At 69.4% G+C, this 20639-nt stretch carries 13 protein-coding genes; 12 read left to right on the top strand and 1 reads right to left on the bottom strand.

What is annotated here, in order from left to right; genetic code table 11:
* Nucleotides 1-789 precede the first annotated feature (789 nt).
* The gene (locus ACWEKM_RS09405) at nucleotides 790-1719 is read left to right on the top strand and encodes a carbohydrate kinase family protein (RefSeq protein WP_451620559.1); all 930 of its coding nucleotides are present in this window, start codon (nucleotides 790-792) and stop codon (nucleotides 1717-1719) included.
* 116 nt (nucleotides 1720-1835) lie between these two features.
* The gene (locus ACWEKM_RS09400) at nucleotides 1836-2186 is read left to right on the top strand and encodes a winged helix-turn-helix domain-containing protein (RefSeq protein WP_451620558.1); all 351 of its coding nucleotides are present in this window, start codon (nucleotides 1836-1838) and stop codon (nucleotides 2184-2186) included.
* A gap of 34 nt (nucleotides 2187-2220) precedes the next feature.
* Here the strand turns inward: ACWEKM_RS09400 and ACWEKM_RS09395 are convergent, their stop codons facing one another.
* Nucleotides 2221-6024, bottom strand: coding sequence for a GH92 family glycosyl hydrolase (locus ACWEKM_RS09395; protein WP_451620557.1), 3804 nt, complete (start codon nucleotides 6022-6024; stop codon nucleotides 2221-2223).
* 336 nt (nucleotides 6025-6360) lie between these two features.
* On the opposite strand from ACWEKM_RS09395, the gene ngcE reads away from it, so the two are divergent.
* The 10 genes from ngcE to ACWEKM_RS09345 all read left to right on the top strand — a co-directional run bounded on the left by ngcE (nucleotide 6361) and on the right by ACWEKM_RS09345 (nucleotide 20321).
* Nucleotides 6361-7812 carry an N-acetylglucosamine/diacetylchitobiose ABC transporter substrate-binding protein gene (gene ngcE / locus ACWEKM_RS09390; RefSeq protein WP_451620556.1) on the top strand — a complete coding sequence of 484 codons (1452 nt, stop codon included), beginning with the start codon at nucleotides 6361-6363 and terminating at the stop codon, nucleotides 7810-7812.
* 81 nt (nucleotides 7813-7893) lie between these two features.
* Nucleotides 7894-8820, top strand: a complete 927-nt coding sequence (locus ACWEKM_RS09385) for a carbohydrate ABC transporter permease (RefSeq protein ID WP_451620555.1) — start codon at nucleotides 7894-7896, stop codon at nucleotides 8818-8820.
* 4 nt (nucleotides 8821-8824) lie between these two features.
* A complete protein-coding gene (locus ACWEKM_RS09380; RefSeq protein WP_451620554.1) occupies nucleotides 8825-9748 on the top strand; it encodes a carbohydrate ABC transporter permease in 924 nt (307 codons plus the stop codon).
* Nucleotides 9749-10143: 395 nt separating this feature from the next.
* The gene (locus ACWEKM_RS09375) at nucleotides 10144-11343 is read left to right on the top strand and encodes an ROK family transcriptional regulator (RefSeq protein WP_451620553.1); all 1200 of its coding nucleotides are present in this window, start codon (nucleotides 10144-10146) and stop codon (nucleotides 11341-11343) included.
* A 121-nt stretch (nucleotides 11344-11464) separates the two neighbouring features.
* Nucleotides 11465-12577 carry a substrate-binding domain-containing protein gene (locus ACWEKM_RS09370; protein WP_451620552.1) on the top strand — a complete coding sequence of 371 codons (1113 nt, stop codon included), beginning with the start codon at nucleotides 11465-11467 and terminating at the stop codon, nucleotides 12575-12577.
* A 181-nt stretch (nucleotides 12578-12758) separates the two neighbouring features.
* Entirely contained in the window at nucleotides 12759-13550 is a 792-nt protein-coding gene (locus ACWEKM_RS09365; RefSeq protein ID WP_451620551.1) for an ATP-binding cassette domain-containing protein, read from the top strand.
* Nucleotides 13547-14842, top strand: a complete 1296-nt coding sequence (locus ACWEKM_RS09360) for a sugar ABC transporter permease (protein WP_451620550.1) — start codon at nucleotides 13547-13549, stop codon at nucleotides 14840-14842. Before ACWEKM_RS09365 ends, ACWEKM_RS09360 begins: the two co-directional genes overlap by 4 nt.
* 361 nt (nucleotides 14843-15203) lie before the next feature.
* On the top strand, nucleotides 15204-17132 hold the full coding sequence (dxs, locus tag ACWEKM_RS09355) for a 1-deoxy-D-xylulose-5-phosphate synthase (RefSeq protein WP_451620616.1): 1929 nt from the start codon (nucleotides 15204-15206) through the stop codon (nucleotides 17130-17132).
* 135 nt (nucleotides 17133-17267) lie between these two features.
* A complete protein-coding gene (locus tag ACWEKM_RS09350) occupies nucleotides 17268-18782 on the top strand; it encodes an amino acid permease (protein WP_451620549.1) in 1515 nt (504 codons plus the stop codon).
* A 90-nt stretch (nucleotides 18783-18872) separates the two neighbouring features.
* A complete protein-coding gene (locus ACWEKM_RS09345; RefSeq protein WP_451620548.1) occupies nucleotides 18873-20321 on the top strand; it encodes an ArnT family glycosyltransferase in 1449 nt (482 codons plus the stop codon).
* The last annotated feature ends 318 nt before the right edge of the window (nucleotides 20322-20639 follow it).

Genomic DNA, 20639 nt, shown 5'->3' with positions numbered 1-20639 from the left:
CAGAGCACAAACGGTTAAGCATCTCCTGAGACCTCACACCGACAGCCTCCTTCCTCAAGTACGAGCCGCTCTCGACTCGTCAGCCGAACGCGTCGGTTTCGCTCAGGACGACTGGTCTTCGCCTGCCCCCAGCAGCGTTGCCATGCCCACCCATGACCGACGAAGCCGGTGCCAAGCGCGGAAGCTCGGCTCGGACCCCGGGTCGATCGCAACGTCGGATTTCAGGGGAGGTGGCGATCTCAAGTACCGCAACCAAAGCATGTGAACTGAGGTGCTTCACCAACTGCGAGTTAGTGCCTATTTGTATCCCTCGGCACGTCTCTGACCAGGCGTTTTGTGTGGTTGGTCGAGAGTGAGGTCAAACGGCGGCGGTGAATAGGGTCAAGAACGGCAATCGAAGCATGTCTCAGTACGTGCTGCGCAGCCTGATCCGCAAGTAGCCGCCGGCCGGACCGGAGCAAGCGACGGTCCCTCCGGCGCTCGGCGCCGAGGGCCCGGCGTTCGGCGCCCGGCGCTCAAGGGCCGCATTCCCGGCGACGGGGGTGCGGCCCTTTGTCGCGTCGTCCGCGCGGCGGCACCTTCGGCGGCTTGTGCCCCGGTCATCGGGGTACGGCACCGGCGGCTGCTTCTGTCGTCCACGGACCGAGGGTGGTTGACCACCGGGTGCCGGTCCCGGCGACCGGGTGGGTGGAGGGCCGGGCAGGGCCGACCACGGTGTATGCCCGGCGGCGGCTCTGGGTAGCTACCCGAGTCCCGGGCGGCCGAGGGCACCACGAGGGGAGCGGCATCATGGCGACGGCCCTGTTCTGCGGAGACATAGCCTTCGATGTGGCGCTGCGGGTGCCCCGCTTTCCTGATCCGGACCAGAAGACGCACGCGTTCGAGAACCTGGTGAGTGCCGGAGGGGTGGCCGCCAACTCGGCGGTCGCCTGCACCCGGCAGGGCATCGACACGGCGCTGCTGGCCGTCGTCGGGGACGATGTGTTCGGCGTCCACGCCGTCGGCCACCTCGCGGCGCGCGGGGTCGACGTCACCGGGGTCACCACCACACCGGGCACGACCGCGCTGTCGGTGTGCACCCTGGCCGAGGACGGGGAGAAGCGTCTCGTCTACACCTCGTCCGTGTCGCAGTACCCACCGCCGGAGCGGGTGCGCCACGCCGAACTGGCAGGAGTGGACTGGATCCACACCTCCTGCCTGGACCCCGAAGGCGCGGCACTGCTCGCGGAGCGGGCGCGGGCCGCCGGCATTCCGATGTCGATTGACCTGGAACCCGTCGCCCTCGCCCACGGCACGGACGCTCTCGCCCCGGCCCTGTACGGGGCGGCGGTCGTCTTCCTCAACGAGCGGGCCACGGCGGAGATAGGCGACGTGCAGGGCTTCTCGGCGCGGCACCGTCTCAAGTCGGTGGTACGCACCGGGGGGTCACGCGGGGCAGCGCTGACGTACGGTTCCGGCGAGATCACCGTGCCGCCGCCGCCCGCTGGCCGGATCGTCGACACCACCGGTGCCGGCGACTGCCTGGCCGGGGTCTACATCGCCCGTTCCCTGTCCGGCTCGGACCCGCACTCGGCGCTCCGGGCGGCGGTGGCCTCGGCAACCTACGCCTGCGGCCACCTCGGTGCGCAAGGCGGATACCCGGACAGGGCCACGACGGACCGACTTCTCGCGGACGCCTGGCCCCAGGGTCCGGACACGACCCGAAAGCCGAAACCCTAGGACCCCACCGCGGCCCGCGGCACGCCGGGCGTTCACAGGCATGGTCGGCACCACCGGCAACGCCAGCACCGCCAGCACCGGACCGGGACCCGGTGGCGGCCTGCGACGATGGTGTGATGAGCGACGGACATCGCCCCGCGGGCCGCCTCGTGCTGCACCCGGACACCCGCAGTGTCACCCTGGACGGCCGGACGGTGCGGCTGAGCCGCAAGGAGTTCCAGGTCCTCGCGCTCCTCGTGGCGGAGCCGGACACGGTGCACACCGTGGTCGAACTGGCCCGGCGCGTCTGGGACTTCCTGCTGCTGCCGGGGGCCGAACCGGCCGTGGAGGTCGAGGTCGCCCGGATCCGCGCCAAGCTCGGCTTCCCGGCGTTCCTGCGGGGCGGCCGGGACGAGGGGTACCGGTTCGTGTCGTCCGCGCTGCACGAGGCCGGCCCCGCCCACGCCGAAGGGGCGGGGCCGGAGTGATTCCGGGCCCGCCCCTCGGTGGGAGTGGTGGGGGTCAGGACAGCAGTTCCAGTTCTGCCAGCGTCGACCTGCCCTCCAGGACCAGCCGGTACTTCGGGTACGTGCCCGGTGAGGGGATCGTGAACGCCCGGGTCTGCCGGTTCCAGGTGAACGACTCACCGGACCGCTGGTCCAGGGTCTGCCATGTGGTGCCGTCGGTGGAGCCTTGCAGGGTCCAGCCGGCCGGTGCCTTCGTATGGTCCGTGGACGAGGTCAGCGTGTACTGGACCGCCTTGGTGGCGGCGCCGACCGGCAGGTCCACGGAGGCGACCGCCGCGTCCGTCGCCGACGTGTCGTCGAACAGCGCGCCGTCCCCCTTCAGTACGTCCGCGCGCGGCGTCGGCACCTTGTCGTCCCGGGTGACGGAGACCGGGCCCGCGTTCTTGCCCGTGCCCCACGTGGACGGCTCGGCGCCCATGGCGAAGGTGAGCACCCCGCCCTTGGCCAGCACCGAGTGCGGGAGCGAAGTCGACGTCCAGGCACGGCCGTTGACCTTCAGCCCCTGCACGTACACGTTCTTCGCGCTGTTCCTCGGCGCGTCGACCACCAGGTCCCGGCCGTTCTCCAGGTGCACCGTGACCTTCTTGAACAGCGGGGAGCCGATGGCGTACTCGCCGCTGCCCATGACCAGCGGGTAGAAGCCGAGCGCGGAGAACAGGTACCAGCCGGACATCTCGCCGTTGTCCTCGTCGCCCGGGTAACCCTGCCCTATCTCACTGCCCACATACAGCCGGGAGAGCGCCTCGCGCACCAACGCCTGCGTCTTCCACGGCTGTCCCGCCGCGTCGTACATGTACAGCGCGTGGTGCGAGGGCTGGTTGGACTGCCCGTGCATGCCCATGCGGACGTCCCGGGCCTCGATCATCTCGTGGATGATCCCGCCGTACGAGCCGACGACCTCGGGCGAGGCCGTCTCGGGCGTGGAGAAGTACTGGTCGAGCTTGTCGGCGAGACCGGACCGGCCGCCGTAGAGGTTGGCCAGGCCCCGGCTGTCCTGCGGCGCGGTGAACGCGTAGCCCCAGCCGTTGGTCTCCGTGTAGTCGTAGCCCCATACGCGCGGGTCGTACGTCGCCGAGTCGACCCGCCAGTCGCCCTTGGCGTCACGGCCCTGGAAGAAGCCCGCCCGTGAGTCGAAGAGGCGCACATAGTCCTGGGCGCGGTTGAGGAAGTACTGCGACTCCTCCTTGTAGCGCCGCTCGCCCGTCTTCTTGTAGAGGGCCTCGCCCATCCTGGCGATGCCGTAGTCGTTGAGATAGCCCTCCATCGCCCAGGACAGGCCCTCGCCGGTGGCGGTGCTGGTGTAGCCGAGGAACGGCGAGGTGGTCATGCCCTTGCGGCCCACGCCGGAGGACGGCGGTACGACGGTCGCGTTCTTCACGGCCGCCTCGTACGCCGCCCCGGCGTCGAAGGTCACGCCCTTGACGTAGGCGTCCGCGAACGCGACGTCCGAGGAGGTGCCGGTCATCAGGTCCGCGTAGCCGGGGGAGGACCAGCGGGAGGTCCAGCCGCCGTCCTTGTACTGCTGAACGAACCCGTCGACCATCGCACCCGCCTGATGGGGCGTCAGGAAGGAGTACGCGGGCCAGGTCGTCCGATAGGTGTCCCAGAAGCCGTTGTTGATGTACACCTTGCCGTCGACCAGCTTCGCGCCCGTGTGGGTCGGGGTGTCCTGGCCCGGCATCGGGGAGAAGGGGGATGCGTACCGGTACCTCGAACCGACCTTCTCGAAACCGGAGTTCGGGTACAGGTAGAGCCGGTACAGGCTGGAGTACAGGGTGGTCAGCTGGTCGGCTGTGGCGCCCTCCACCTCGATGCGGCCGAGCACCTTGTCCCAGGCGCGCTGGGCCCGCGAGGTGACCTTGTCGAAGGACATGCCGTCGGGGATCTCCTGACGCAGGTTGTCCTTCGCCTGGTCGACGCCGATCAGCGAGGTCGCCAGGCGCAGCGTGACGGTGCGGTCGGCGCCCGCGTCGAACCGCAGATAGCCCTTGACCCCGCTGGAGCCGCCCGCGGTGACCGGCTTGTCGAAGACGCCGTACACGAACAGCCGGGTGGCGCCCGCCGACAGACCCGACTTCACGTCGGAGTAGCCGGTGACGATCCCGTTCTCCTTGTCGAGGGTGAGGCCCGCCTGATCGGTGACGTTGTCGAAGATCACGCTCGTGTCGTCGCCCGGGTAGGTGAAGCGCAGCGCCGCCGCGTGGTCGGTCGGCGCCATCTCCGCCTTGAGGCCGTTCTCGAAGCGGACGCCGTAGTAGTACGGCCGCGCCGTCTCGTTCTCGTGCCGGAACGCCAGCGCCCGTGCCGTGCGGCCGGTGTCCGGGGCGCCGGGCGCGGTGGACGGCATCAGCTGGAAGGTCTGCCGGTCACCCATCCAGGGGCTCGGCTCATGGCTCGCGCTGAACGCCTGGATCGTCGGCAGGTTGGCGTCGTTGTTCGCCCGCGCGTACTCGTAGAGCCAGTTCAGCGAGGACGCGTTGGTCACCGGGGTCCAGAAGTTGAAGCCGCCCGGCACCGCGGTCGCCGGGAAGTCGTTGCCGCGCGAGAAGCTGCCGCTGGAGTTGGTGCCGCGGGTGGTCAGCGCATAGTCGGACGGATGCGCCCTGGGCTTCTCCGGGGGCGCCTTGCGCAGTGCCACGTCGTCGAGCCAGCCGCGGAACTTCGCCGGTCCGGTGGGGGAGTCGTAGGCCAGCAGGATCCGGTCGACGGTCTTGCCCGCCGCGACCGAACCGATCCGCGACTCCACGTTGTTCCACTGGTTGACGTACAGCACCTTCGCCGCGCCCTGCCCCTGCGGGGACAGCGTGAAACCGTGCTGGTCGATCGCGCCAAGGCCGCTGAGCCGGGTGCCGTCGGTGAAGGCCAGGTCGACGGATACACGGGTGGCGTCGTAGTCGCGGTCGCCGTCGGCCATGGACGGGAAGATCCGGTACGACAGCCGGGTGTCGCGGCCGACCTTCACGTTCACGTCGAAGACCTTGTTGTACGAGTAGGCGCGCCCGTCCGCGGTGTGCCTTCCGGCGTATCTGAGCGCCCGTCTACCGGTGAAGCCGGCGCCCGCCTTGGCGGTCGGTGAGCCGCTCGGCCCGCGGTCGACCAGCGAGAGCATGTCCGGCGGGACCGGGTTGTCGCTGCCGCCCGTGGAGAACTGGACGTCCGCGAGTTGCAGGATCCCCGACGCGCCGTTGTTCTTCGTCACATCGACCCGGAAATGCTGGTATTCGGCCGGTTCGGCGAGGTCGTACGACCTGGTCCGGAAGCGCTCCGCGAAGGTCTCGCCGGAGCGGGTGTCGAGGGTCTTCCAGTCCTTGCCGTCCGTGGAGCCCTGAAGGGTCCAGTCCTTCGGGTCGCGTTCGGTGTGGTCGTTGGCCGACGTGAGGGCGTACGTCACCAGCTTGATCGGCTTGTCCAGGTCGAACTCGACCCAGCCGGCCGGCTGGAAGGCGAGCCACTTGGTGCTCGGCTCGCCGTCGACGAGATTCTCCTTCACCTCCCCTCCGGCGGTGTTCTCGGCACTCGCGCGCACCTCGGTGACATGCTCGGTGACGTTGCCCGGAATGCCGGTGCGGTAGCCGCCGTCGACCCCCGAGGCGAGCTTCGCCCCGTCCGGCCCGGTGTCCACCGTGTTCAGCCAGTCCGGCGCCGGATCGTCAGGCTCGAACGAGGACGCGAACTCCCGGTCGACGGGCGGTGCTTGGGCGGGCAGGGCGACCGCCGCCCCCTGTGCGCCCATCGCCATGACGAAGGCGGTCGTCACCACGACCGCCGGTCTCCCTCTGTACCGAGCTCTCCGCCGCATCTGCGGAAACCCTCCCTGCGATCGGACAACGTTGTCACATGCGTCGCGCAGAAACCAGTAGGAAGTCAAGTGGCAGATGATGTCAAGGGTGTTGCCTGCGGCGTTCGGGGGTTTATGGCGCAGATTCTTTCGGCAGTGCAGTCACGGGCGGCTCATATATCCGCGAGGTCTCAACTCGGAAAAGACCCTTGGGCAACCTTGCGCTCGATCTTGCTCAGCCGACGGGAAGTGGACTATACCTGTCGGCGTTTCCTGCACAACCCAGCGCTACCCGACCGCGGTGCCGGGGAGGATCCGGTTCACCGCCTGAGTCCTGGAGAAAGCGAGGACTTGAGCATGGGATCCACTTCCGCAGCGAACCACGGGGGCGGTGGCGTCGGCCGCCGCGACCTCATCAAGCGGTCCGCCGCACTCGGTCTGCTCACCCTGCCCACGGCGGGCTTCCTGTCCGCGTGCGCGAGCAGCGGTGGCGACAGCCAGGACAAGGCGAAGGCGGGCAAGAAGTCGGCGAAGAACCCGCTCGCCGTCAATGACACCGCACAGATGGAATTCGTCCTGTTCGACGGCGGCTTCGGCAAGGAGTACGGCCAGGACGCGGTGAAGATCTACGAGCAGAACTTCCCGAAGGTCAAGGTGAAGTTCACCGCCACCCAGAAGATCCAGTCGACGCTCCAGCCCCGCTTCAACCAGGGCAACCCGCCGGACCTCATCGACAACTCCGGCGCCGAGCAGATGGACATGGGCGTCCTGGTCGGCAAGAACCAGCTCGCCGACCTCACCCCGCTGCTCGACGCCCCCTCGTACGACGACCCGAACAAGAAGGTCCGCGACACGCTGCGTCCCGGCATCGTGGAGATGGGCCAGTTCGACGGCGACCCGGTCTGGGTCTTCTACTACGCCTACACGGTGTACGGCGTCTGGTACTCGCAGAAGGCCCTGAACGCGCTCGACGAGCAGTACCCCGAGACCTGGGACCAGATGCTCGCGCTCTGCGCGAAGGCCAAGAAGAAGGGCATCGCGGGCTGGACGTACGCGGGCAAGTACCCGTACTACGTCCCCTTCGCGCTCTACCCGATGATCGCCAAGGTCGGCGGCCGGGAAGTGACCGACGCCATCGACAACCTCGAACCGGGCGCCTGGAAGCACCCGGCGGTCAAGGCATGCTTCGAGGCGTACTACGAGCTGTACAAGAAGGGCTACATCCTCAAGGGCACCCCGGGCCTGGACCACATCCAGTCGCAGACCGCCTGGGCCCAGGGCAAGGCCCTGTTCATCCCGAACGGCTCCTGGGTGGAGAACGAGTCGGCGAACGTCCTTCCGAGCGACTTCGACCTGGCCGTCTCGGGGCCCACCGGCCTCGACGCCTCCGACAAGATGCCGTTCGGCACCGTCTGGGCCTCCGGCGCCGAGCCCTACATCGTCCCGGCCAAGGCGCAGAACCCGGCCGGCGGCATGGAGCAGCTGCGCATCATGCTCAGCGAGGCATCCTCGAAGAACTTCACCGCCAAGGTGAAGTCGCTGAGCGCGTACAACGGCGGCACCACCGGTATCACCCTCACCCCTGGCCTGAAGTCCGGCCAGGCGGCGCTGGAGAAGGCCGGGGACAACGTGGTGAACCCGCGTATCCAGGACTGGTACGTGAAGCTCCAGAAGGAGCAGATCGGTGTGGCCGGACTCGGCGAGATGATGGCGGGCCGCATGACCCCGGCCGAGGCCATCACGAAGATCCAGGGATTCGCCGACGAGGCCGCCAAGGACACGTCGATCAAGCACTACAAGCACCAGTGACGATCCGTCACCAGGGCCTGCCCGGCGGCATCCGCCGGGCAGGCCCTGGCGGCGCCCGCGCACAGATCGGGGTCGGCAGTAATGCAGCACGGTAAGTACCGGTTCATCGTGGGGTTCCTGGTGGCGCCCCTGGGCCTCTACGCGCTCTTTGTCGTATGGCCCTTCATCCAGTCCATCTACTACTCCTTCACGGACTGGACCGGGCTCAGCCCCGACTTCAAGATGGTGGGCTTCGACAACTACGAGCGGCTGCTAGACGACGAGATCTTCTGGAAGTCGTTGCGGCACAGTCTGCTGTTCGCGGTCCTGCTCCCGCTGGTGACGATCAGCCTGGCGCTGTTCTTCTCCTTCATGATCAATGTGGGCGGCCGGCGCCGCAGGGGCGGGCCGGTCATCTCCGGCGTCCGCGGCTCCTCCATCTACAAGATCGTCTACTTTTTCCCGCAGGTGCTGTCGATCGCGATCGTCGCGCTGCTGTTCGCCTTCGCGTACAACCCGGACAGCGGCGCCATCAACTCGATTCTGCGCGCCATCGGCCTCGACAGCGTCCAACCGCTGTGGCTGGGCGACCCGAACCTCGCGCTGTGGTGCGTGATGGCGGTGCTCGTCTGGTCGACGGTCGGCTTCTTCGTGGTCCTGTTCTCGGCGGGCATGGCGTCCATCCCCGCGGACCTCTACGAGGTGGCCCTGCTGGACGGGGCGAGCCGCTTCGCCACGTTCTTCCGCATCACCCTGCCGCTGCTGTGGGACACCGTGCAGTCGGGCTGGGTCTATATGGGCATTCTCGCGCTGGGCGCCGAGTCGTTCGCCGTCGTGGGCATCATGACGACCGGGCCGGGCGGCCCCGACTACTCGACCACCGTGCTGGTCCTGTACGTGTACCAGAAGGCGTTCCGGGACGGTCAGGCCGCCTACGCCACCACCATCGGCGTCGCCCTGCTCGTCGTCACGCTCGCCTTCGCGGCGATCGTGATGCGGCTGGGCCGTCGCGAGCGGCTGGAGTTCTGATCCCATGAAGACGACCGAGACCCCCGCCCCGCTGCCGGCCGAGTCCGGTGCGCCGGTCACCAAGGCGGACGTGGCGTCCGCCGGGCGGCCCGAGCGGAAGAAGGAGGGCCATGTCCTCAACGCCTTCTCGCACGGCGTCCTGATCCTCTGGGCGGTCATGGTGGTCATGCCGCTGCTGTGGGCGGTGATGACGTCCTTCAAGGACGACCGTTCGATCTTCAGCTCGCCGTGGTCGCTGCCGGACAGACTGCACTTCGACAACTGGTCGCGGGCCTGGACGCAGGCCAACATGAGCGACTACTTCCTCAACACCGTTCTGGTGGTGGGCGGTTCGCTGATCGGTACGCTGGTCCTCGGCTCGATGGCGGCATACGTGCTCGCCCGCTTCGACTTCCCCGGCAACCGGTTCATCTACTACCTGTTCATAGGCGGCATGAGCTTCCCGATCATGCTGGCGCTGGTTCCGCTGTTCTATGTCGTGAACAACATGGCGCTGCTGAACACGATCCACGGGCTGATCCTGGTCTACATCGCGTACTCGCTGCCGTTCACGGTGTTCTTCCTGACAGCGTTCTTCCGTACGTTGCCGACGTCGGTGGCGGAGGCGGCCTTCGTGGACGGCGCGTCCCACTCCCGGACGTTCTTCCAGATCATGCTGCCCATGGCCAAGCCCGGGCTGATCAGCGTGGGCATCTTCAACTTCCTGGGCCAGTGGAACCAGTACATGCTCCCGACGGTGCTCAACACCGACCCGGACAAGCGCGTCCTGACCCAGGGCCTGGTCCAACTCGCCGTGAGCCAGGGCTACAAGGGCGACTGGTCCGGCCTGTTCGCGGGCCTGGTCATGGCGATGCTGCCGGTACTGGCGGCGTACATCGTCTTCCAGCGTCAGGTGGTGCAGGGGCTGACGGCGGGGGCGTTGAAGTAGCGCCCCCTGTCCGCACGGCAGCCGGTGTGATGGGCAGATCGGTTCCCCCAGGGCCCGAAGGGGGGTGCGGTGGAATGGGCCGTCCCGGTTTCTTCGACTGAAGGGGGAGGAGGGCGGGCGGGGGTGTTGGGGTGCGGGGTCGCGGGGCGCGGCGGTACCAGTGGGGTGAGCGGTTCGAGGGTGACGCCGCCCTGCTCCGGGGTGGCGCGGGTGCGTCCGGAGGGTTCCGGGGTGCCGCCTACCAAGTGACACCGATTTACGTCAAGGACTTGACTGCGGCGAGCCCTTCAGAAGAGCTTGGAGTTCATAACTTGTAAGTGGCCCGGTTCCATGGATGTGATCTGGGCCACGGGCGGCGCGGGGCCGCCCGGCTGATGGCGGGAGTGGATGAGTCGATGGAGACTCCGGGGTCGCAGTCGTCGCTGCACCGAGCCAACCTGGAACGAGTCGTGCGGGCGGTGCGGCTCGCCGGGTCGCTCACGCAGGCGGAGATCGCGCGGACGACCGGCCTGTCCGCGGCGACGGTCTCCAATATCGTGCGGGAACTCAAGGACGGCGGAACCGTCGAGGTCACGCCGACGTCGGCGGGCGGCAGGCGGGCCCGCAGCGTCTCGCTGAGCGGAGACGCCGGCATTGTCATAGGCGTCGACTTCGGCCACACCCACCTGCGCGTCGCGATCGGGAACCTCGCGCACCAGGTGCTGGCGGAGGAGTCCGAGCCGTTGGACGTCGACGCCTCGTCCGGGCAGGTTTTCGACCGGGCGGAGGAACTGGTCAACCGTCTGATCGACGCGACCGGCGTCGACCGGTCCAAGGTCGCGGGCGTGGGCCTCGGCGTGCCCGGCCCCATCGACGTCGAGTCGGGCACCCTGGGCTCCACCGCCATCCTGCCGGGCTGGTCCGGCATCAGGCCCGCCGAGGAGCTGCGGGGACGGCTCGGCGTACCGGTGCACGTGGACAACGACGCCAACCTGGGCGCCCTCGGCGAGCTGGTCTGGGGCAGCGGCCGGGGCGTGCGCGACCTGGCGTACATCAAGGTCGCCAGCGGGGTCGGCGCCGGTCTGGTGATCAACGGCAGGATCTACCGGGGTCCCGGCGGCACCGCCGGTGAGATCGGGCACATCACGCTCGACGAGTCCGGCCCGGTCTGCCGCTGCGGCAACCGCGGCTGCCTGGAGACCTTCACGGCCGCGCGCCATGTGCTCCCGCTGCTCCAGTCCAGCCACGGCGGCGGCCTGACCATGGAGGGCGTCGTACGGCTGGCCCGGGACGGCGACCCGGGCTGCCGCCGGGTGGTCGCCGACGTCGGCCGCCACATCGGCAGCGGGGTGGCCAACCTGTGCAATCTGCTGAACCCCAGCCGGGTGGTCCTCGGCGGGGACCTCGCCGAGGCCGGGGAACTGGTGCTCGGGCCCATCAGGGACTCGGTCGGGCGCTACGCCATCCCCAGCGCCGCGCGCCGGCTCTCCGTGCTTCCCGGCGCGCTCGGGGGGCGCGCCGAAGTGCTCGGGGCACTCGCCCTGGCGCTGAGCGAGATGGGTGATTCAACCCTTCTGGACGGGACGCTGTCCGCGGCGACACCCACCTTCACTTAGAAAACGGCTGACACCGTTGCCATCTCGTTAAGGATTTACTTCTTGACGTTGCCTGGGCGGCCGAGTTGACTGCCAGCCACCTCGGCCGCAACGACGCGGCCGCGTCAGGGAGGTTACTGAAATGAACACGCGTATGCGTCGTGCCGCCGTTGCCGTGGCCGCCGGTGCGATGGCCGTTTCGCTCGCCGCCTGTGGCAGTGCCAAGGACTCGGGCAGCGACGATTCTTCCCCGTCGGCGGCCAAGAAGGGCGACGACCTCAAGGTCGGTCTGCTGCTGCCCGAGAACAAGACCGCGCGTTACGAGAAGTTCGACCGCCCGCAGATCGAGAAGAAGATCAAGGAGCTGACGAACAACAAGGCCACGGTCGACTACAACAACGCCCGCGGGGACGCCAACCTCCAGGCCCAGCAGGTCGACACGATGGTCACCAACAAGGTGGACGTGCTCATCCTGGACGCCGTGGACGCCAAGGCCATCCAGAACTCGGTCCAGAAGGCCGTGGACGCGGGTATCAAGGTCGTCGCCTACGACCGCCTGGCCGAGGGCCCGATCAGCGCTTACACCTCGTTCGACAACGAGCAGGTGGGCAAGGCCCAGGGCGAGGCCCTGCTGAAGGCCCTGGGCGGCAAGGCCACCACGTCCTCCAAGGTCGTCATGCTCAACGGCTCGGTCACCGACCCGAACGCCGCCCAGTTCAAGAAGGGCGCCCACTCCGTCCTCGACGGCAAGGTCACCGTCGCCAAGGAGTACGACACCAAGGAGTGGTCGCCGGACAACGCCAACTCCGAGATGGAGACGGCGATCTCGGCGATCGGCGCGAAGAACATCGCGGGCGTCTACTCCGCCAACGACGGCATGGCCGGCGGTGCCATCACCGCCCTCAAGGCCGCCGGCATCTCCGTGCCGGTCACCGGCCAGGACGCCGAACTCGCCGCGGTGCAGCGGATCGTCGCCGGTGAGCAGTACATGAGCGTCTTCAAGTCCTACCCGCAGGAGGCGCAGATCGCCGCCGAGATGGCCGTCGCGGTCGCCAAGGGCGAGAGCCTCGACTCCATCGCCAAGGACAAGGTCTCCAGCGGCAGCGCGAAGGACGTCCCGTCCGTCCTGGTCCCGGTCGTCTCGCTGACCAAGGACAACATCAACGACACGGTCATCAAGGACGGCTTCTACACCGTCGCCGACATCTGCTCGGCCAAGTACAAGGCGGCCTGCGACAAGATCGGCCTCAAGTAAGCGGTCCAGGTTCCCCTTCCCCGGCACGGCGCTTCGCCCGAACGCCCGTGCGGGGTACGACTGCTCCAGGTTCCACCGGCGTCCCTCGCATCAGTCAGCCCACAAGCCCGGTGCGGGGCGCCGGATGGAAATCCCCCCAAAATTCCGCACAACCTTTCCGCCGGGTCAGGCGGCGAAGGAGGTGGTTCATGTGTCCGCTACGCCCGTGCTGGCGTTGCGCGGGGTCTCCAAGCGGTTCGGTGCCGTACAGGCGCTCACCGACGTAGAGCTTGAGGTCCACGCCGGTGAGGTGGTCGCCCTGGTGGGTGACAACGGCGCCGGAAAATCCACGCTGGTCAAGACGATCGCCGGCGTGCACCCCATCGATGAGGGCGTCATCGAATGGGGAGGCAGGTCCGTCCAGATCAGCCGGCCGCACGACGCCCAGAGCCTGGGCATCGCGACGGTGTACCAGGATCTGGCGCTGTGCGACAACATCGATGTCGTCGGCAATCTCTTCCTGGGCCGTGAGCTGAAGCGGCGCGGTGTCCTCGACGAGGTCGAGATGGAGCGCCGCTCCCGCGAACTGCTCACCACGCTCTCGATCCGTATCCCCAGTGTTCGCATCCCGATCGCCTCGCTCTCCGGCGGTCAGCGCCAGACCGTGGCGATCGCCCGTTCCATGCTCGGCGAGCCCCAGCTGGTCATCCTCGACGAGCCCACCGCCGCCCTCGGCGTCGAGCAGACCGCCCAGGTCCTCGACCTGGTGGAGCGGCTGCGTGAGCGCGGTCTGGCCGTCATCCTCATCAGCCACAACATGGCGGACGTCAAGGCCGTGGCGGACCGGGTCGCCGTGCTGCGGCTGGGCCGCAACAACGGGGTCTTCGAGGTCAAGACGACCTCGCAGGAAGAGATCATCTCCGCCATCACCGGTGCCACCGACAACGCCGTGACCCGCCGTGCGGCCCGCTCGAACGGGGAGGTTTCCCAGTGAGCCTCGACAAGACCTCCGCGGCCCCGCAGGACGAGACCGCCGTCGAGAACCCCGAGGCGGCCGCCGCCGCGGTGACCGCCGTCGACCCGCGCCTCCTGGTGCGCGAGCAGGGCCTCGCGGGCTACCTCGGCGAGTTCCGGCGCAAGATGAAGGCCGGTGAGCTGGGCTCCCTCCCGGTCGTCGTCGGCCTGATCGTCATCTGCGTCGTCTTCCAGAGCCTGAACTCCAACTTCCTGTCCGCGCAGAACCTGAGCGACATCACCGTCACGATGGTCGGCACGGGCATGATCTCCGTCGGCATCGTCTTCGTGCTGCTGCTCGGCGAGATCGACCTGTCGGTCGGCTCGGTCAGCGGCGCGGCCAGCGCCCTCGCGGCCGTCCTCGCGGTCAACCAGGGCTGGCCCGAGTGGCTGGCGGTGCTCGCCGCCATCGCCGCGGGCGTCGTCATCGGCGCGGCGCACGGCTTCTTCTTCGCGGTGCTCGGCGCCCCCGCGTTCGCCGTGACCCTGGCCGGCCTGCTGTTCTGGCTCGGCTTCATGCTCAAGGTGCTGGGCGAGAACGGCACGATCAACCTCGACGGCGACGGCCTGATCGGCAAGCTCACCACGTACTTCTTCTCCGATGTGGCCGCCGCCTACGGGCTGGCCCTCGTCGTGGTCGCCGTGTTCTTCATCACCTCGTTCCTGGGCAACCGCCGCCGCGAGGCCGCGGGCATCCCGTCCCGGCCGCTCAGCGACACCCTGGTGCGTACGGTCCTGCTCGCGGTGGTCTCGTTCGCCGCCGCCTATATGTACAACCAGTACAAGGGGCTGCCGCTGGCCACGGTGATCTTCCTCGCCTTTCTGATCGGCACGGACTTCCTGCTGCGCCGTACCTCCTACGGTCGCAAGATCTTCGCGCTCGGCGGCAGCGTGGAGGCGTCCCGGCGGGCCGGCATCAACGTCACCGCGGTGCGGATCTCCGTCTTCGCCGTCTCGGGCGGATTCGCGGCGGTCGGCGGGCTGTTCCTGGCCTCGAAGATCGCCTCGGCCAACCAGAGCGCCGGCACCGGCGATCTGCTGATGAACGCGATCGCCGCGGCCGTCATCGGCGGCACCAGCCTCTTCGGCGGCCGGGGCCGGACCTGGAACGCCCTGCTCGGCGTCCTGGTCATCGTGTCGATCCAGTACGGTCTCCAGCTGGAGTCCATCGCCGAGCCGGTGAAGTACATGATCACCGCAGCGGTGCTGCTGACCACCGTGGTCATCGACTCCATCACCCGCAAGACGCAGAAGACGGCGGGCCGCGCGTAGCGCTCCGCTGGGTTTGGCCGTGCAACGTCGTCGTTCGTCTGCGGCGGCGTTGTGGCTCCGCCGGGCTCGTGTTCCGTGGTGTTTTGGCTGCGGGTGCGTCGTGGCTCCGCCGGGGCCGTGGTTTTGTCTGCGGGTGCGTCGTGGCTGGTCGCGCAGTTCCCCGCGCCCCTTTCGGGGCGCTGTGGCTGCCGTGTGTCGGTACAGTTCCGTGCCCCTTTGGGGCGCTGCTGCTGTCGCGGGTCGGTACAGTCTTGTGCCCCTTTGGGGCGAGGTTGTGGGCTCTGTCGTGTCGTGTGGGGCGTGAACATTAGACTCTATGGGCCCGGGAACGCTCGATCAGCTCTACTGCAAGGAGGCACGGGTGCCGCTGCTGACCCGCATCAGGGGACCGCGCGATCTGGACCGGCTCAGCCTGGAGGAGCTGGACGAGCTGGCGCAGGAGATCCGGACCTTCCTCGTGGACGCGGTCGCCAAGACCGGCGGCCACCTCGGGCCCAACCTCGGCGTGGTCGAGCTGACCATCGCCCTGCACCGGGTCTTCGAGTCCCCGAAGGACAAGGTCCTGTGGGACACCGGTCACCAGTCATATGTGCACAAACTGCTCACCGGGCGGCGGGACTTCTCCCGGTTGAAGATGAAGGGCGGCCTGTCCGGCTACCCCTCGCAGGCCGAGTCCGAGCACGACGTCATCGAGAACTCGCACGCCTCGACGGTCCTCGGCTGGGCCGACGGCATCGCCAAGGCCAACCAGCTGCTGCGGCGCGACCACCATGTCGCCGCCGTCATCGGTGACGGGGCGCTCACCGGCGGCATGGCCTGGGAGGCCCTCAACAACATCGCCGCCGCCAAGGACCGCCCGCTGGTCATCGTCGTCAACGACAACGAGCGGTCGTACGCACCGACCATCGGCGGCCTCGCCGACCACCTCGCCACGCTGCGTACGACGGACGGCTACGAGCGTTTTCTGGCCCGTACCAAGGACCTCCTGGAGCGCACTCCGGTCGTCGGCAAGCCGCTGTACGACACGCTCCACGGCGCCAAGAAGGGCCTCAAGGACTTCATCGCGCCGCAGGGCCTGTTCGAGGACCTGGGCCTGAAGTACGTCGGCCCGATCGACGGCCATGACATCGAGGCGCTGGAGTCCGCGCTGTCCCGCGCGAAACGGTTCGGCGGCCCGGTGATCGTGCACTGCCTCACCGAGAAGGGGCGCGGCTACCAGCCCGCCCTCCAGGACGAGGCCGACCGCTTCCACGCCGTCGGCAAGATCCACCCCGACACCGGCCTGCCGATCGCCAGTTCCGGCGCCGACTGGACCTCGGTCTTCGGCGACGAGATGGTCGAGTTGGGCCGGGAGCGCCAGGACGTCGTCGCCATCACCGCCGCCATGCTCCAGCCCGTCGGTCTGGAGAAGTTCGCCAAGGCGTTCCCGGACCGGGTCTACGACGTGGGCATCGCCGAGCAGCACGCCGCCGTGTCGGCGGCGGGCCTGGCGCACGCCGGGGTGCACCCCGTCTTCGCCGTGTACGCCACCTTCCTCAACCGCGCCTTCGACCAGGTGCTGATGGACGTGGCCCTGCACAAGTGCGGGGTGACCTTCGTCCTGGACCGGGCCGGGGTCACCGGCAGCGACGGCGCCTCCCACAACGGCATGTGGGACATGTCGATCCTCCAGGTCGTGCCCGGGCTCAGGCTCGCCGCCCCGCGCGACGCCGAACAGGTGCGCGCCCAACTGCGGGAGGCCGTCGCGGTCGAGGACGCGCCGACCGTCGTGCGCTTCTCGAAGGGCGCCGTCGGCCCCGCCGTACCCGCCGTGGGCCGCGTCGGCGGCATGGACGTGCTGCGCGAGCCCGGCACCGACACCCCGGACGTGCTGCTGGTCTCCGTGGGCGCGCTCGCGCCGATGTGCCTGGAGATCGCCGGCCTGCTCGACCGGCAGGGCATCTCCACCACCGTCGTCGACCCGCGCTGGGTCAAGCCCGTCGACGAGGCCATGGCACCGCTCGCCGAGCGGCACCGGGTGGTCGTCACCGTCGAGGACAACTCCCGTGTCGGCGGCGTCGGCTCGGCCGTCGCCCAGGCGCTGCGGGACGCGGGCGTCGACATGCCGCTGCGGGACTTCGGTATCCCGCCCCGTTTCCTCGACCACGCCTCGCGCGCCGAGGTCCTCGCCGAGATCGGGCTGACCGCGCCCGACGTCGCCCGTCAGGTCACCGGGCTCGTCGCCCGGCTGGGCGGCCGCCTCGAACCGCCCGCGGCCGAGGTCGACCCGATGGAGCCGGCCCGCGACTGAGCGTCCGGAGGGGCCGGTTCCGCCAGGGTGGAGAGTGGCGGAACCGGCCCATTTGCGTGAATGTGCCCACTCCGGGGCATACGTTCCACGCCGCCTCTCGATCATGCCGAGGACGCCGAGCGTGGGAGGTATCCCGTGAGCAGCACCGTTTTCCGGACGAAGAAGGTCGAGCAGTCCCTCCTCGACACCGAGGAGCCAGAGCACGCGCTCAAGAAATCCCTGTCCGCGCTGGATCTGACGGTCTTCGGCGTCGGTGTCATCATCGGCACCGGCATCTTCGTACTGACCGGCAAGGTCGCCAAGGAGAACGCCGGACCCGCGGTCGCCCTGGCCTTCGTCGTCGCCGGCATCGTCTGCGCCCTCGCCGCGCTCTGCTACGCCGAGTTCGCCTCCACGCTCCCGGTGGCGGGCTCCGCCTACACCTTCTCGTACGCCTCCCTGGGCGAGCTGCCCGCCTGGATCATCGGCTGGGACCTGGTCCTGGAGTTCGCGCTCGGCACGGCGGTGGTCGCCGTCGGCTGGTCCGGGTACATCCGGTCACTGCTGGACAACGCGGGCTGGCATCTGCCGGAGTACCTCGGCGGCCGGGACGGGGCGCACGGGTTCGGCTTCGACATCCTCGCCGCCGCGCTCATCCTGGTGCTCACCGGCATCCTCGTGCTCGGCATGAAGCTCTCCGCCCGGGTCACCCAAGTCGTCGTCGCCATCAAGGTGGCCGTCGTCCTCGTCGTGATCGTCGCCGGTGCCTTCTTCGTCACCGCCGGCAACTACAAGCCCTTCGTCCCGAAGCCGGAACCGGTCGCTGCGGGCGGCGATCTCAAGGCACCCCTCGTCCAGCTGCTGGTGGGCTGGGCGCCCTCCAACTTCGGGGTGATGGGCATCTTCACCGCCGCCTCCGTCGTCTTCTTCGCGTTCATCGGCTTCGACGTCGTGGCCACCGCCGCCGAGGAGACCAAGAACCCGCAGCGGGACATGCCGCGCGGCATCCTCGGCTCCCTGTTCGTGTGCACCGTGCTGTACGTCGCGGTGTCCGTCGTCGTCACCGGCATGCAGCACTACAGCCGGCTCTCCGTCGACGCCCCGCTCGCCGACGCCTTCAAGGCCACCGGGCATCCGTGGTTCGCCGGCGTGATCAGCTTCGGCGCCGCCGTCGGCCTGACGACGGTCTGCATGATCCTGCTGCTCGGCCAGACCCGGGTGTTCTTCGCGATGAGCCGCGACGGACTGCTGCCGCGCTTCTTCTCCCATGTGCATCCGCGCTTTCGCACCCCGCACCGGCCGACCATCCTGCTCGGCGTGGTCATCGCGATCGTCGCGGGCTTCACCAGCCTCAGCCAACTCGCCGAGCTGGTGAACATCGGCACACTGTTCGCGTTCGTCGTCGTCGCGGTCGGCGTGGTCATCCTCCGCCACACCCGACCGGACCTGCATCGCGCCTTCCGCACCCCGTGGGTGCCGGTCGTCCCCGTGCTGTCCGTCGCCGCCACCCTGTGGCTGATGCTGAACCTGCCCGCCGAGACCTGGCTGCGGTTCGCCGTCTGGATGGTGCTCGGCTTCGGCGTCTACTTCCTGTACGGCCGCACCCACAGCCGCCTGGCGCGCGGCGAGGACACCCCGGCCGCGCCTCCGTCCCAGGGCCCACGGGGGTGACCGGGAACACACGGGGATCGGCCGGCTTGCCAGCCCTGTCCCGTATGTCCCGCTTCGGCGGAGACTGTGGGGCCGGATAGCGTGCTCATCATGCTCGCCCCGGCCCTCGCCCCACCACGGTCCGCAGCCGTACGGACGGCGTACTGGGCGCGGCTGCTGCCGCTGCTGGCGGCGCTCGCCTGCGTCACCCGGGCGCCGTCCTTCGCCCGGCCGCTGTGGAACCCGGACGAGGGCTATCTCGCCGTACAGGCACGGATGCTGGCACGCGGCGGGCGGCTGTACGAGACGGTCGTGGACCGCAAACCGCCGCTCGTGCCCTGGCTGTACGAGGGCGCGTTCGCGGTGTTCGGATCGGGTTCGCTCACCCCGGTCCGGGTGCTGGCGGTCCTCGCGCAGCTGTGCACCGCGCTGCTGCTGGCCTCCCTGGCCCGGCGCCGCTGGGGCGACACCGCGGGCCGCACGGCCGGGGTGCTGTATCTGCTGGTGTCCGTCGGGCTCAATCCCGAGGACGCGCAGGCCGCCACCTTCGAGGTGTTCATACTGCCCTGCACCGCCGCCGCGATGTGGTGCGCGGACCGGCGCCGCTGGGGTGTGGCCGGGGCGGCGGTCGCCTGCGCCTTCCTCGCCAAGCAGACCGGCGGGGCGGTGCTGGTGCCGGTGGCGTGGCTGCTGCACCGATGCGGGGCGCCGCCGGGCGGGGTACTGCGGCTGGCGGCGGGGGTGGCGGCGCCGGTGCTGTGCGTGGCCCTGGTCACGGACCCGGCGGGCTTCGTCTTCTGGACCGTGACCGGCTCCGGCGCGTATGCCTCCTTCACCGGCTCCGAACTGCACGTCCTGGTCCGGGCTCTGGCCAACACGGCGATCCTGGCGGTGGCCTGCGCGGGGCTGATCCCACCGGTGGTCCGGGCGCTGCGGGTGGCGCGCACGGGTGCCAGGGACCTGTGGCTGTGGCTGGGGTCCTCGGCCGCCGCGGTCGCCGTCGGCTTCCACTTCTTCGGCCACTACTACCTGCAACTGACCCCGGCGATCGCCCTGTTGGCGACGGCCGCGCTGCAGATCCTGCCGCGGGAGCGGCTCGCGGCGGCGGTCCGCGCCACGGCCTGCTGCTGCGTCCTGTTCCTGGCCTGGGGGCTGCTGGCGCCCCGCGACGACCTCGGGCACGCCCAGCGGCTCGCCGCCGCGGTCGGCGACCGCACGGCGCCCGGCGACCGGGTCCTGGTGTGGGGCATACATCCGGAGACGTACTGGCTCGCCGCGCGCAGGCCCGCCAGCCGCTTTCTCACCGCGGGCCTGCTCACCAACTACAGCGGCGGGCGCAACGGGCCCCAGGTGGGCGAGAAGTACGCCGTCCGGGGCGCCTGGCCCGTCTTCCGGGCGGAGTTGGCCGCGCGGGCGCCCGCCCTGGTCGTCGACGACTCCCGGGGCAAGCCGTACGCCCCCGCCCGGGTACCCAGCCTGCGGCGGCTGCTGACGGCCGAGTACGAGCAGGTCGGAGAGGTGGACGGGGCGGTGCTGTACGCGCGGGTGACGGGGGAGTAGACGCGGGTGACGGGGGAGTGGGCGCGGACGAGCGAGCCGCCGCGGGGGAGGCGCCGCGGGCGGTGACGGAAGCCGTGTGACGGGGCCGCACGGCTCGGCGTGACGTGGGGGCGGGGATCTCGGCGAGGGGGGTGCGGGCCCGGTCACCTCGGTGCGGTGCGTGGCCGCGGTGCCTGAGCACGAGGGGTGGCTGGTCTGCGCACGGTGGGCGGGTTGCTCATGGTGGCTGGTCTGCGCACGGTGGGCGGGTTGCTCATGGTGGCTGGTCTGCGCACGGTGGGCGGGTTGCTCATGGTGGCTGGTCTGCGCACGGTGGGC

It is taken from the genome of Streptomyces sp. NPDC004752 (assembly GCF_053601275.1).
The sequence above is the reverse complement of the archived record's forward strand: the minus strand, read 5'-3'. Positions and strand labels throughout refer to the sequence as shown.